The sequence below is a fragment of the Bacillus sp. LM 4-2 genome (assembly GCF_000978495.1).
Lineage (GTDB): Bacteria > Bacillota > Bacilli > Bacillales > Bacillaceae > Bacillus > Bacillus subtilis.
In genome coordinates, this window is sequence record NZ_CP011101.1 from 325028 (window position 1) to 338032 (window position 13005).

Consider the following 13005-nt stretch of genomic DNA (forward strand, 5'->3'; position numbering starts at 1 on the left):
GATTGTTGAATATCTCGATTATCAAGATAAACTCGATTTTATAGGGAGGACTGTCAGTTGTCAACAAGAAATTCTAGAAGTGAGTTGGAAAAGACTGCTGTTCAGCTTTTTCGAAAACTGGGCACAAGAACGGTTCTGTTTCATCAGGCAGCCGCTCAAGCTCTCGGTCTGTTTCCCACCGATTTGAAATCAGCTGACATTTTAAATGAAGCAGGGCCGATGACGGCCGGAGAGTTGGGGAAAAAAACCGGCCTCAGCACGGGTTCCGTCACGGCGCTTGTTGACCGGCTGGAAAAAGCGGGGTATGTGGCTCGTGAAAAGGACCCGAACGATCGCAGGAGAGTCGTAATCGTCCCTTTGACTGCTTCGAAAAAACATATAAAGGATTTGTTCCGTCCTCTGTCTGAGTCGACGATGGATTTGTGCCGCGAATATACGGAAGAGGAGCTGGAACTCATTTTCAGTTTTGTAGGCAAAGCCGCCGATATTATGGAGGAAGAGCTTGAACGTCTGAAACAGTAAGTGAATTTGTGCATAGCTTGGCCCGTTCCCGAATAAATTGTACAAGTTACATAAGAGAAGGGAGTACGGGCCGGTGAACATTTTTTTGAGCTATATTGTGCTGGGACTGTCTTTGTCTGCGCCTGTGGGGCCAGTGAATGCGGCGCAAATAGACAAAGGAATTAAAAACGGTTTTTGGCATGCATGGATTTTCGGTTTAGGCGCCATGACAGCGGATGGGCTGTACATGCTTTTTATCTATTTCGGGCTGTCACAGTTTTTGACCGCTCCATTTGTGAAAACGTTTTTGTGGCTCTTCGGCTTTTTTGTCCTGACCTATACCGGAATTGAAACGCTTAAAAACGTCAGAGAACCGATGGATGTGCGAAGCTCGCGGGGGAAACCGTCATACAGGAAAACATTCGCATCGGGTTTTCTCATTTCATTGTCAAACCCATTGAGCATCCTTTTTTGGCTTGGAATTTACGGAAGCATTCTTGCGAAAACAGCAGAGGCCTACAATATGAATCAGCTTCTAATCTATAGCTCCGGCATCATGATCGGCATTTTAATCTGGGATTTCTGCATGGCTATCACAGCCAGTACGTTCAGAAACCTGCTTCATGAAAAGCTATTGAGAGGATTGACCGGAATCGCCGGTGTATCCCTCCTTGTGTTTGGCTTTTACTTTGGTTATCAGGGCATCAAACAGTTATTGGGCTGATTCATGAAGGACAGTCACCTGCCGCTTCCAGTTTTAATATAGTATCCAGATGATACTGGAGGTGGATCAATGGTGAATGGGATTTACACCAAAAGTTTTCTGGAACGTATTCAGGAAGAGCTTCCTGAATGGCAAAGAATCGCTTTTGAGCTGCTGGCAGAAACTCTGGGGGACGACGCGGATACATTTCCGTGCATTCCCGGACGCCAGGCGTTTCTGACTGATCAGCTTCGGATTGCTTTTGCCGGAGATCCGCGGGTAAACCGCACAGCGGAGGAACTGGCTCCGTTGCTTGCGGAGTACGGCAAGATATCGCGTGACACGGGAAAATACGCATCCCTCGTTGTGTTGTTTGATACACCGGAAGATTTGGCGGAGCATTATTCGATTGAAGCGTATGAAGAGATGTTTTGGCGCTTTTTAAATAGACTGAGTCATCAAGACGAAAAAGAATGGCCGGAAGACATTCCGGCCGATCCTGAGCATTATAAATGGGAGTTTTGTTTTGACGGCGAGCCGTATTTCATTCTGTGCGCTACACCGGGGCACGAGGCAAGAAGAAGCCGGAGCTTTCCTTTTTTTATGGTCACGTTTCAGCCAAGGTGGGTGTTTGATGACCTAAATGGATCAACTGCATTTGGCCGTAACATGAGCAGGCTGATCCGATCTCGTTTAGAGGCCTATGATCAGGCTCCGATTCACCCGCAATTAGGCTGGTACGGAGGAAAAGATAATCGTGAATGGAAGCAGTATTTCCTCCGTGATGACGAAAAACAGGTATCGAAGTGCCCGTTTTCTTATTTAAAGAACATGTTCAACAAAATGAAATAAATCAAGGACTGGCAGGGCGATCTTTATGACCCTGCTTTTTTTGATAGATCATGGTAACGATGGCGATGATCACGAGAAAACCTATGCTGACGAAAAAACCGGGCCGGCTTGATTTTTCAAACAATGTACCGGACACAGCCGCAGCAATCAGAACCATCGCTAAATAAATTTGCGTTTTTCCCATGCCCTCGGGATCAGTCAGCTTTTTGCTGGAGAACAGGATAAACAGCCAAGTGTATAAAAGCATAAGCCCCGCAGCTGTTGTCATATGCTCATAAATGTTTTTAGGCAGCACTAACGACAGAATAATGGAGAGGACAAGCCCCGCAAACGTCAGCCCAAGTGCCGGCCAGCATATTTTTTTGCCTTCCTTTAGAGTAAAGCATTTCGGCGCGTCGCCGTCATCAGCCATTGTACAAAGCAATGTCGTAACCGCAAATAGCGAAGCGACAAGAGTCGAGAACCCGGCGATGATGAAAATCCCGTTAAATATATCAAGGATGATCTCAAGGTTATATCCTTTTAATGACGTAATGAACGGACTGTCCTGTTCTGTAAACTTGTGTAACGGAACCAAAAGCAGAGCCAGCCCGATTGAAATGATATAAATAATCGCCAGCGTTGCCAGCATCAGTTTCCCTGATTTAGACGCTTCCTCAGGTTTTTTTAAGTGAACCGCCATCAGCCCCATGACCTCAATTCCGCCAAAAGCGTAAAACGCGTAGATTAAACCTGTCCACAGCCCCATGGCGCCGTATGGGAAAAACTCACTCGTCTTATTTGGAACATGTATGCCATGATTTCCGCCGGACAGGATACCGCATAAAGCCAGGATGGCAATGACAATAAACATAAAAATAGCAGCTGTTTTAATCACTGCCAGCACGTTTTCTGTTTTTTCAAAGACGGACAGGCCGGTGAAAATAATAAGGAGCCCAAGTACTGCGTAGATTGAGGCAAACACCCATAGCGGCACTTGAGGAAACCAATGCTTCGTAAATAGCGAAATGGCTGTCAGCTGGCTTCCGGTAATCAGCATTTCTGATGTCCAGTACACCCAGCCGTTGCTGAAGCCTGCCCATTTGCCGAATGCTTTTCGGGCATACGCACAAAACGAGCCTTTTTCCGGCTGCTTCGCCGATAGCTTGGCGAGCTGTTCAAAGACAAAATACGTACCGATCCCTGCGATCAGAAATGAAAGGAGAACGGAAAAACCGCTTTTTACAATTGCGATGCTGGAACCGAGAAAGAAGCCTGTTCCAATCGTGCAGCCGACTCCGATCAGTGACAGCTGCCACCAAGCCAGATTCCCTTTTGGCTGGTCTTTTTTTGTTTGGCTCATTATTTATTCAACCCCTTTTATCTAAGGTTAGATTGTGATCTGTCCGAAGCTTATATACATCGGATTTTTGCCTCTTTTTACATGGAGAAGGAAGCGGACGCTCATACTAATGAAAAAAGGAGCAAACCAATGACACAGCAATATATTGTGGAGCCGAAAAAAGGGCTTGGGCTGAAGCTGAAAAAGGGTCAGATTTTAAAGGTGGTTGATGTAGAAGGGCAGCAGGTGGCTGATTTTGTCGCATACCATGCCAAGGATTTTTATGAACACCTTGATCAGGGAGCGACGATAGACGCCAATCACTCCATTCATGTGAAGGTCAACGACCATCTCTACTCCAACCTGTATAAGCCGATGTTAACCCTGATTGAAGATACGGTCGGCAAGCATGATCTGCTGCTGCCCGCCTGCCGTCCTGATATGAACAGGCTCTTATATGGGAAGCAAAAGGATGAGTTTCAGGATACGTGCTATGACAATATGAACCGTGCGCTTGAGCAGTTTGGCGTACCGAAGCCTCACATGCATTACCCATTTGCGATTTTTATGAATACTGTCCTTGATGAGAAAGGGAATCTGTCTGTGGAAACGCCGCTTTCGAATGCCGGAGATTATGTAAGGCTCAGGGCGGAGATGGATTTAATTGTCGCGTTTTCTTCCTGCCCGATTGAAAAAGGGAAATGCAATGGCGACAGTGTGACATCCATACGGGTTGAAGTCAGCTGATCTCTCTTGTTCACTGTGAATGAAGACCTGTGCTATATTTAATAGGGATACATAACAGTCATGATTCATTTTCATTGATTTGGGGAAATGATCAGTAACAAGGGAAAATGTACAGGAGGAATGATTGGGATGAGCATGCAGGAAAAGATTATGCGTGAGTTACATGTGAAGCCCTCAATTGATCCAAAGCAAGAAATTGAGGACCGAGTCAATTTTTTAAAACAATATGTAAAGAAAACCGGTGCTAAAGGCTTTGTATTGGGAATCAGCGGCGGCCAGGATTCAACACTTGCGGGAAGACTCGCTCAGCTTGCGGTGGAGAGCATTCGCGAGGAGGGCGGAGACGCTCAATTTATCGCGGTCCGTCTTCCGCATGGCACACAGCAGGATGAAGACGATGCCCAGCTTGCTTTGAAGTTTATTAAGCCGGATAAATCATGGAAGTTTGATATTAAATCGACAGTCAGCGCTTTTTCTGATCAGTATCAGCAGGAAACAGGCGATCAGCTGACTGACTTTAATAAAGGAAACGTAAAAGCAAGAACAAGAATGATCGCGCAATACGCGATCGGCGGCCAGGAAGGCCTTCTTGTGTTAGGAACAGACCATGCTGCTGAAGCAGTGACTGGTTTCTTTACGAAGTACGGTGACGGCGGAGCAGACCTCCTGCCGCTGACAGGCTTGACGAAGCGCCAGGGAAGAACCTTGCTGAAAGAGCTGGGTGCACCGGAACGCTTATACTTAAAAGAACCGACTGCCGATCTGCTCGACGAAAAACCGCAGCAGTCGGATGAAACAGAGCTTGGCATTTCCTACGACGAGATTGACGATTATCTCGAAGGAAAAGAAGTATCAGCGAAAGTATCAGAAGCGCTGGAAAAACGCTACAGCATGACTGAACATAAACGCCAGGTTCCGGCGTCTATGTTTGATGACTGGTGGAAATAAGTTGAAGAAAGCCCGCTCTTGGAGCGGGCTTTTGTCGTGTACAGAAGCTTTATTTGATGCGGATATGATTCAGCTTGACCATTAATCTGTCGGCGAACCTTCGGAGGCTGCCTCTCGTATCAGGATCTAATGGGAGTTCGGCTCTCGCGGCAATGTTCTCTGCCACATCCTGAATCGACAGGTTGTCTGTTTGAATGTGGTCCTCAAAAATGGGTGATGATAAACCTTCAATGCAGCGGTCAATTTGTTTGGCGGCCCAGGAGTTTTTTCCTTCTGCTCTGGTGCGCAGCCTTTTTAACAAGGTTTCCTTTGAAGCCATTAGTGTAAAGTGGTGAACGATCCTGCCTTCATGTCTGAGCCTGCCGATGATCTCATTGAAGTATTCAGGATGTACAATCGTCATAGGCACAATAATGATGCCGCGGTATGTATCTGTCAGAGAAGCTAGCAAACTGTAATTGAACGCCCGCCATAAGGGATAGCTTTGAAAATCGTCCTTTGCGATCTCCTGCGGCACCATGGAGCGCAGCGCAAAACCCATTTTCTCGGGATCATACACGTAAGATGGGTTCAGCCTTCTGTGCAGTTCGAAGGCTGTTTGTGTTTTTCCGGAACCGAATGCCCCGTTTATCCAAATGATCATCGCCATTTCTCCCTTCCTATTTATCATACAGAAAAAGACCCTTCCATCGAAGAGTCAGCTGGAAAAACAATAAAGGCAGAAGGTTTTAATGCTTTTTTGCGTCGAAGTATTAAAATACCTGCAGAAATGTTGTACAATGAATGTCATTCAGGCAAAAATGGCTAAACAACAAAGCGCACTATAAGCTTGACCGGTAAAGCCGGTATCTATATAAATATTCGCTAAATAAGCATATAATGAATATAAAATTTCATTCCTTAGGAGGATTTCGCCGAAGATGAACGCTAAACGAGCCATCCCAGTAAGAGAAAGAAATATCGTCCTGATCGGATTCATGGGTGTAGGAAAAACAACAATCGGCCAATTGGTCGCTAAAAAATTATATAGAGATTTTATTGATATTGACCAACAGATCGAAAAGGATTTCAATATGTCAATTCCTGAGATATTTGAGAAAAAGGGAGAAGACTTTTTCCGGAAAACGGAGAAGGAATATATTTTAGACATCTGCCATCATAAACGATTCAAAATCGTATCTCTGGGCGGGGGATCTTTTAAACAAGAAGAAATCAGGAATTGCTGTCTGGAAAACTGTCTCGTGCTTCATCTGGACCTGTCATGGGAGAACTGGAAGCAGCGCGCGGATTTATTGATCGAAAGCCGCCCGGTGCTGCATAACCGTTCAATGGATGAAATGGAACAGCTGTTTAACGAAAGAAAAGTCATTTATGACAAGCACAATTCAAAAGTGGCAACAGACAACCTTTCCCCGGAAGAGGTTGCCGATTACATTGTTGAGACATTAAAAATTGGCTGGGATCTTTATCAGCCGATGTAAAAAGCCGTGCGCAGCGCACGGCTTTTTTTATCGTTTTATCCCTTGTATCAAAATCGCTTTTAAACAAAAGGAGATGGGCTGTCCGTTTTGGTTCAATGTAATACAGAACGTGTCGCGTGCTTCGTCTGATGCGTGATTCAAGTGGGTAATGATTTGTTTTTCTCGGTCAGCGGGGGTTCCGCCTCGTTTGATCCAGCTATCGTATTGAATCGGCAAGTTCCACTTTTGGATGTCTTGATAGGCCAGTTGATTAGCGCTGAACATCGCCTGCCATTCTGATAATGAGCTTTCACGAACATGGGAAGGGTCTCGAAGCCGGTTCAAATGATTGACAAACTCATCAAGAACGGGATCTTCAGGCGCGTAATGATCAACTAAGAGAAAACGTCCGTCCTGTTTTAGTACGCGTGCAACCTCTCTGACAGCTTTGCGGACATCTGAAAAATGGTGGGCTGCGTATCGGCAGGTGATGATGTCAAATGAATCGTCGGGGAAGGGGAGTGACTCTGCCGTTCCTTGCTGAAAGCGTACGTTTTCAACTCCTTTTTCTTGCGCGAAGGAGGACGCAACCTCAACCATCTCTTTCGTTGCATCAACACCGATGCACTCCTGTACATAAGGAGAAAATGCCAGCGCCGTATGGCCGGCGCCCGCTCCTATATCCAGCACTCGATGCTCTGCCCGGCATTCCGCTGTTTTGATCATCAACCCCAAATCTTCCCCCTCGGCAAATACCTTTTCATCCCGATACATCTCGGCGTTTTTAGAAAACGGTGTTTCATTTGTCATTTGAACCAGCTCCTTCTTTTCGTAAATGATGATATGGATTATGTTAGCAATTTCTGTTATGATTCGTCCAAGATATAAAAATGATGAAAATGATAGGTTCAACCTATGGAGGCTGAAATGGATATTAAAGTGATGGAATATGCAGCGGAAATTGCCCGGCGCCAAAGCTTTACAAAGGCGGCGGAACATCTTCATATCGCACAGCCGTCTCTCAGCCTGCAAATCAAAAAGCTTGAGGCGGAGCTGGGGCTTATCCTTTTTCACAGATCCCATGGCTCTGTTACACTGACACCTCACGGCAGGCGTTTCATTGAAAAAGCCGAGGACATCATTCGTTCCAGAGATGATTTGCTTCGGGAAATGCAGGAGCGATCTCAGGGAATCGGTCATAAATTATCCATCGGGATTCCTGCTGTAACAGGGAGATATCTCTTTCCTCCGCTGCTGAAGCAGTTTTTGGCGCGCTATCCTCATGTGGAGGTTCAGCTTGTTGAAAAAGATCCGGTTTCATTAGAGGAGATGACGGCAAAGGGAGAAGTTGACCTTTCTGTTTTATCCTTGCCGATCGAGGATGAACGGCTCTCCATTACACCCTTGCTCACGGAACCGGTTGTTCTGGCGGTGCCGAAGGAAAAACAAAGGTGGATGCCGCCGGAATTGGTCGCGCTGATTGAGAAAGCGCTGGAAGGTAAGGAGGGACGCCAGCCGTGTGTGCCGATTGACATGGTAAGGAACGTGCCATTTATTCTGTTAAAAGAAGGCTTCGGCTTTCGCAGGACAGTTCTCGATCTCTGTGCGGAAAGCGGCTTTAAGCCGAATGCTGCCTTTAAGACAAGCCATATTGAAACCGCCCAATCTCTTGTGGCTAACGGATTAGGTGTGACAATGGCGCCGAATATGGTCAGAAGGGATAAAGATCCGGGTGTGATCTATTTATCGATTCAATCCGCGCCATCACGAACCCTCGTCTTTGTCTTTTTAAAGAACCGCTATGTCAGTCTGACCGCCCAGGCCTTTATGGAACTAAGCCGGGAAAGTCTTAAACAAACGTTTGATGAAGGCTGTCTGGGAAACAAAGATGAAAATATTTAGAAAACAAAGACGAAACGTGGTAGTATAGGAATACAAACTAAATCTTATAAAACAAAGGGGAATAATCGGAAATGCAACTATTCGATCTGCCGCTCGACCAATTGCAAACATATAAGCCTGAAAAAACAGCACCGAAAGATTTTTCTGAGTTTTGGAAATTATCTTTGGAGGAACTTGCAAAAGTCCAAGCAGAACCTGATTTACAGCCGGTTGACTATCCTGCTGACGGAGTAAAAGTGTACCGTCTCACATATAAAAGCTTCGAAAACGCCCGCATTACCGGATGGTACGCGGTGCCTGACAAGGAAGGCCCGCATCCGGCGATCGTGAAATATCATGGCTACAATGCAAGCTATGATGGTGAGATTCATGAAATGGTAAACTGGGCACTCCATGGCTACGCCGCATTCGGCATGCTTGTCCGCGGCCAGCAGAGCAGCGAGGATACGAGTATTTCACCGCACGGTCACGCTTTGGGCTGGATGACGAAAGGAATTCTTGATAAAGATACATACTATTACCGCGGTGTTTATTTGGACGCCGTCCGCGCGCTTGAGGTTATCAGCAGCTTTGACGAGGTTGACGAAACAAGGATCGGTGTGACAGGAGGAAGCCAAGGCGGAGGTTTAACCATTGCCGCAGCGGCGCTGTCAGACATTCCAAAAGCCGCGGTTGCCGATTATCCTTATTTAAGCAACTTCGAACGGGCCATTGATGTGGCGCTTGAACAGCCGTATCTTGAAATCAATTCCTTCTTCAGAAGAAATGGCAGTCCGGAAACAGAAGTGCAGGCGATGAAGACACTTTCATATTTCGATATTATGAATCTCGCTGACCGAGTGAAGGTGCCTGTCCTGATGTCAATCGGCCTGATTGACAAGGTCACGCCGCCGTCCACCGTGTTTGCCGCCTACAATCATTTGGAAACAGAGAAAGAGCTGAAGGTGTACCGCTACTTCGGACATGAGTATATCCCTGCTTTTCAAACGGAAAAACTTGCTTTCTTTAAGCAGCATCTTAAAGGCTGATAAAATGTGAAAAGCCGCCGCATATCATCAGGCGGTTTTTTTCTGCAAACTGCCGGAATGAGAACAGACTGGAGACGAATAGATATGAAACAAAGAATCATTGATGAATTAAAACGGATCGAGCAGTCATACGGAGTCAAAATCGTGTATGCCGTCGAGTCAGGAAGCCGCGCATGGGGATTTCCCTCGCAGGATAGTGATTACGACGTCCGCTTTATTTATGTTCCGAAAAAGGAGTGGTACTTTTCAATTGAGCAGGAGCGTGATGTCATTGAGGAACCGATTCACGATTTGCTGGATATCAGCGGCTGGGAGCTGAGAAAAACGCTTCGGCTTTTCAAAAAGTCAAACCCTCCGCTACTCGAATGGCTGTCCTCAGACATTGTGTATTATGAAGCATTTACGACCGCAGAGCAGTTAAGAAAACTGCGCACGGAGGCATTTAAGCCTGAAGCAAGCGTGTATCACTATATCAATATGGCGAGAAGGAACGTCAAGGATTATCTACAAGGACAAGAGGTCAAAATTAAAAAGTACTTCTACGTTCTTCGGCCTATTTTGGCCTGCCAATGGATTGAAAAGCACGGAACCATACCGCCAATGGACTTTACTGTTTTGATGAATGAACTTGTTGCTGAACCCGAGCTGAAGGCTGAAATGGAAACCTTGCTTGAACGGAAAAGAAGAGGGGAAGAGCTTGACCTCGAAGCAAGAATCGATGTTATTCACCAATTCATTGAAACGGAAATCGAAAGAATCATGGAAGCGGCAAAAGAACTGAAGGCAGAGAAAAAAGATATGACATCTGAATTGAACCGTTTGCTTTTGAATACGGTTGAAGAAGTGTGGAAGGATGGAGGAAGCTGATGTTTTTTGTCGCTTCCTTTTCTCCTTTATTCGACAGAATCCCCCCCGACTTTCTAACTATCTGATTGTGGCAAACCCACAAAAATAATCAGAATCTTTGTATTTTGAGAATATTGTGAACGTCGGTTTTGTCCATTTACAATAAACTCATACAAATACTTCTTAGATTGCGGGGTGTTGAGGTTGGAAGTGATCACAAGAGATTTTTTCTTATTTTTATCCAAAAGCGGCTTTCTCAATAAAATGGCGAGGAACTGGGGAAGCCGGGTAGCAGCGGGTAAAATTATCGGCGGGAATGACTTTAACAGTTCAATCCCGACCATTCGACAGCTTAACAGCCAAGGTTTGTCAGTTACTGTCGATCATTTAGGCGAGTTTGTGAACAGCGCCGAGGTCGCACGGGAGCGTACGGAAGAGTGCATTCAAACCATTGCGACCATCGCAGATCAGGAGCTGAACTCACACGTTTCTTTAAAAATGACGTCTTTAGGTTTGGATATAGATATGGATTTGGTGTATGAAAATATGACAAAAATCCTTCAGACGGCCGAGAAACATAAAATCATGGTCACCATTGACATGGAGGACGAAGTCAGATGCCAGAAAACGCTTGATATTTTCAAAGATTTCAGAAAGAAATACGAGCATGTGAGCACAGTGCTGCAAGCCTATCTGTACCGGACGGAAAAAGACATTGACGATTTGGATTCTTTAAACCCGTTCCTTCGCCTTGTAAAAGGAGCTTATAAAGAATCAGAAAAAGTAGCTTTCCCGGAGAAAAGCGATGTCGATGAAAATTACAAAAAAATCATCCGAAAGCAGCTCTTAAACGGTCACTATACAGCGATTGCCACACATGACGACAAAATGATCGACTTTACAAAGCAGCTTGCCAAGGAACATGGCATTGCCAATGACAAGTTTGAATTTCAGATGCTGTACGGCATGCGGTCGCAAACCCAGCTCAGCCTCGTAAAAGAAGGTTATAACATGAGAGTCTACCTGCCATACGGCGAGGATTGGTACGGCTACTTTATGAGACGCCTTGCAGAACGTCCGTCAAACATTGCATTTGCTTTCAAAGGAATGACAAAGAAGTAAAAAAGGAGAGATTATCATGACAACACCTTACAAACACGAGCCATTCACAAATTTCCAAGATCAAAACAACGTGGAAGCGTTTAAAAAAGCGCTTGCGACAGTAAGCGAATATTTAGGAAAAGACTATCCGCTTGTCATTAACGGCGAGAGAGTGGAAACGGAAGCGAAAATCGTTTCAATCAACCCGGCTGATAAAGAAGAAGTCGTCGGCCGAGTGTCAAAAGCGTCTCAAGAGCACGCTGAGCAAGCGATTCAAGCGGCTGCAAAAGCATTTGAAGAGTGGAGATACACGTCTCCTGAAGAGAGAGCGGCTGTCCTGTTCCGCGCTGCTGCCAAAGTCCGCAGAAGAAAACATGAATTCTCAGCTTTGCTTGTGAAAGAAGCAGGAAAGCCTTGGAACGAGGCGGATGCCGATACGGCTGAAGCGATTGACTTCATGGAGTATTATGCACGCCAAATGATCGAACTGGCAAAAGGCAAACCGGTCAACAGCCGTGAAGGCGAGAAAAACCAATATGTATACACGCCGACTGGAGTGACAGTCGTTATCCCGCCTTGGAACTTCTTGTTTGCGATCATGGCAGGCACAACAGTGGCGCCGATCGTTACTGGAAACACAGTGGTTCTGAAACCTGCGAGTGCTACACCTGTTATTGCAGCAAAATTTGTTGAGGTGCTTGAAGAGTCCGGATTGCCAAAAGGCGTAGTCAACTTTGTTCCGGGAAGCGGAGCGGAAGTAGGCGACTATCTTGTTGACCATCCGAAAACAAGCCTTATCACATTTACGGGATCAAGAGAAGTTGGTACGAGAATTTTCGAACGCGCGGCGAAGGTTCAGCCGGGCCAGCAGCATTTAAAGCGTGTCATCGCTGAAATGGGCGGTAAAGATACGGTTGTTGTTGATGAGGATGCGGACATTGAATTAGCGGCTCAATCGATCTTTACTTCAGCATTCGGCTTTGCGGGACAAAAATGCTCTGCAGGTTCACGTGCAGTAGTTCATGAAAAAGTGTATGATCAAGTATTAGAGCGTGTCATTGAAATTACGGAATCAAAAGTAACAGCTAAACCTGACAGTGCAGATGTTTATATGGGACCTGTCATTGACCAAGGTTCTTATGATAAAATTATGAGCTATATTGAGATCGGAAAACAGGAAGGGCGTTTAGTAAGCGGCGGTACTGGTGATGATTCGAAAGGATACTTCATCAAACCGACGATCTTCGCTGACCTTGATCCGAAAGCAAGACTCATGCAGGAAGAAATTTTCGGACCTGTCGTTGCATTTTGTAAAGTGTCAGACTTTGATGAAGCTTTAGAAGTGGCAAACAATACTGAATATGGTTTGACAGGCGCGGTTATCACAAACAACCGCAAGCACATCGAGCGTGCGAAACAGGAATTCCATGTCGGAAACCTATACTTCAACCGCAACTGTACAGGTGCTATCGTCGGCTACCATCCGTTTGGCGGCTTCAAAATGTCGGGAACGGATTCAAAAGCAGGCGGGCCGGATTACTTGGCTCTGCATATGCAAGCAAAAACAATCAGTGAAATGTTCTAAGCGGGACTAAA

The 13005-nt window shown here is 45.7% G+C and carries 14 protein-coding genes; 11 read left to right on the forward strand and 3 right to left on the reverse strand.

Features of this window, described 5'->3' with window-relative positions:
- Positions 1-57 precede the first annotated feature (57 nt).
- From bslm_RS01730 to bslm_RS01740, 3 genes are all read left to right on the forward strand, one after another.
- A complete protein-coding gene (locus bslm_RS01730; protein WP_003246360.1) occupies positions 58-522 on the forward strand; it encodes a MarR family transcriptional regulator in 465 nt (154 codons plus the stop codon).
- A 73-nt stretch (positions 523-595) separates the two neighbouring features.
- A complete protein-coding gene (locus bslm_RS01735) occupies positions 596-1225 on the forward strand; it encodes a LysE family translocator (RefSeq protein WP_003246469.1) in 630 nt (209 codons plus the stop codon).
- A 69-nt stretch (positions 1226-1294) separates the two neighbouring features.
- Entirely contained in the window at positions 1295-2056 is a 762-nt protein-coding gene (locus bslm_RS01740; protein WP_046380770.1) for a YqcI/YcgG family protein, read from the forward strand.
- 1 nt (position 2057) lies between these two features.
- On the opposite strand, the gene bslm_RS01745 is transcribed toward bslm_RS01740, so the two are convergent.
- Positions 2058-3398, reverse strand: coding sequence for an amino acid permease (locus tag bslm_RS01745; RefSeq protein WP_029727057.1), 1341 nt, complete (start codon positions 3396-3398; stop codon positions 2058-2060).
- Positions 3399-3527: 129 nt separating this feature from the next.
- Between bslm_RS01745 and bslm_RS01750 the strand changes: the two genes are divergently transcribed.
- Together bslm_RS01750 and nadE are read left to right on the forward strand one after the other, a co-directional pair.
- Positions 3528-4124 (forward strand): DUF1989 domain-containing protein, encoded by a 597-nt coding sequence (locus tag bslm_RS01750; protein ID WP_003246345.1) that lies wholly within the window; start codon positions 3528-3530, stop codon positions 4122-4124.
- Positions 4125-4253: 129 nt separating this feature from the next.
- The gene (gene nadE / locus bslm_RS01755; RefSeq protein ID WP_003246440.1) at positions 4254-5072 is read left to right on the forward strand and encodes an ammonia-dependent NAD(+) synthetase; all 819 of its coding nucleotides are present in this window, start codon (positions 4254-4256) and stop codon (positions 5070-5072) included.
- 49 nt (positions 5073-5121) lie between these two features.
- On the opposite strand, the gene tmrB is transcribed toward nadE, so the two are convergent.
- Positions 5122-5715, reverse strand: a complete 594-nt coding sequence (gene tmrB, locus bslm_RS01760) for a tunicamycin resistance ATP-binding TmrB (protein ID WP_029727058.1) — start codon at positions 5713-5715, stop codon at positions 5122-5124.
- 277 nt (positions 5716-5992) lie between these two features.
- Between tmrB and bslm_RS01765 the strand changes: the two genes are divergently transcribed.
- Positions 5993-6553 (forward strand): shikimate kinase, encoded by a 561-nt coding sequence (locus bslm_RS01765; RefSeq protein WP_003246473.1) that lies wholly within the window; start codon positions 5993-5995, stop codon positions 6551-6553.
- A gap of 27 nt (positions 6554-6580) precedes the next feature.
- On the opposite strand, the gene bslm_RS01770 is transcribed toward bslm_RS01765, so the two are convergent.
- On the reverse strand, positions 6581-7384 hold the full coding sequence (locus bslm_RS01770) for a class I SAM-dependent methyltransferase (RefSeq protein ID WP_372553874.1): 804 nt from the start codon (positions 7382-7384) through the stop codon (positions 6581-6583).
- A gap of 75 nt (positions 7385-7459) precedes the next feature.
- On the opposite strand from bslm_RS01770, the gene bslm_RS01775 reads away from it, so the two are divergent.
- From bslm_RS01775 to pruA, 5 genes are all read left to right on the forward strand, one after another.
- Positions 7460-8434, forward strand: coding sequence for a LysR family transcriptional regulator (locus bslm_RS01775; protein WP_046380771.1), 975 nt, complete (start codon positions 7460-7462; stop codon positions 8432-8434).
- Positions 8435-8505: 71 nt separating this feature from the next.
- On the forward strand, positions 8506-9462 hold the full coding sequence (gene cah / locus bslm_RS01780; protein WP_015382711.1) for a cephalosporin C deacetylase: 957 nt from the start codon (positions 8506-8508) through the stop codon (positions 9460-9462).
- Positions 9463-9546: 84 nt separating this feature from the next.
- On the forward strand, positions 9547-10329 hold the full coding sequence (locus bslm_RS01785) for a nucleotidyltransferase domain-containing protein (RefSeq protein ID WP_003246492.1): 783 nt from the start codon (positions 9547-9549) through the stop codon (positions 10327-10329).
- Positions 10330-10518: 189 nt separating this feature from the next.
- Positions 10519-11430 carry a proline dehydrogenase PutB gene (gene putB / locus bslm_RS01790; protein WP_003246421.1) on the forward strand — a complete coding sequence of 304 codons (912 nt, stop codon included), beginning with the start codon at positions 10519-10521 and terminating at the stop codon, positions 11428-11430.
- 16 nt (positions 11431-11446) lie between these two features.
- Positions 11447-12994 carry an L-glutamate gamma-semialdehyde dehydrogenase gene (pruA, locus tag bslm_RS01795; RefSeq protein WP_003234655.1) on the forward strand — a complete coding sequence of 516 codons (1548 nt, stop codon included), beginning with the start codon at positions 11447-11449 and terminating at the stop codon, positions 12992-12994.
- Positions 12995-13005: the final 11 nt, after the last annotated feature.

What these genes read in the sequence shown, in the direction of transcription:
- pruA (WP_003234655.1), top strand. Translation starts at nt 11,447, where the DNA reads ATGACAACACCTTACAAACACGAGCCATTCACAAATTTCCAAGATCAA.
- bslm_RS01785 (WP_003246492.1), top strand. Translation starts at nt 9,547, where the DNA reads ATGAAACAAAGAATCATTGATGAATTAAAACGGATCGAGCAGTCATAC.
- bslm_RS01750 (WP_003246345.1), top strand. Translation starts at nt 3,528, where the DNA reads ATGACACAGCAATATATTGTGGAGCCGAAAAAAGGGCTTGGGCTGAAG.
- bslm_RS01745 (WP_029727057.1), bottom strand. Translation starts at nt 3,398, where the DNA reads ATGAGCCAAACAAAAAAAGACCAGCCAAAAGGGAATCTGGCTTGGTGG.
- cah (WP_015382711.1), top strand. Translation starts at nt 8,506, where the DNA reads ATGCAACTATTCGATCTGCCGCTCGACCAATTGCAAACATATAAGCCT.
- tmrB (WP_029727058.1), bottom strand. Translation starts at nt 5,715, where the DNA reads ATGATCATTTGGATAAACGGGGCATTCGGTTCCGGAAAAACACAAACA.
- nadE (WP_003246440.1), top strand. Translation starts at nt 4,254, where the DNA reads ATGAGCATGCAGGAAAAGATTATGCGTGAGTTACATGTGAAGCCCTCA.
- bslm_RS01765 (WP_003246473.1), top strand. Translation starts at nt 5,993, where the DNA reads ATGAACGCTAAACGAGCCATCCCAGTAAGAGAAAGAAATATCGTCCTG.
- bslm_RS01775 (WP_046380771.1), top strand. Translation starts at nt 7,460, where the DNA reads ATGGATATTAAAGTGATGGAATATGCAGCGGAAATTGCCCGGCGCCAA.
- bslm_RS01740 (WP_046380770.1), top strand. Translation starts at nt 1,295, where the DNA reads ATGGTGAATGGGATTTACACCAAAAGTTTTCTGGAACGTATTCAGGAA.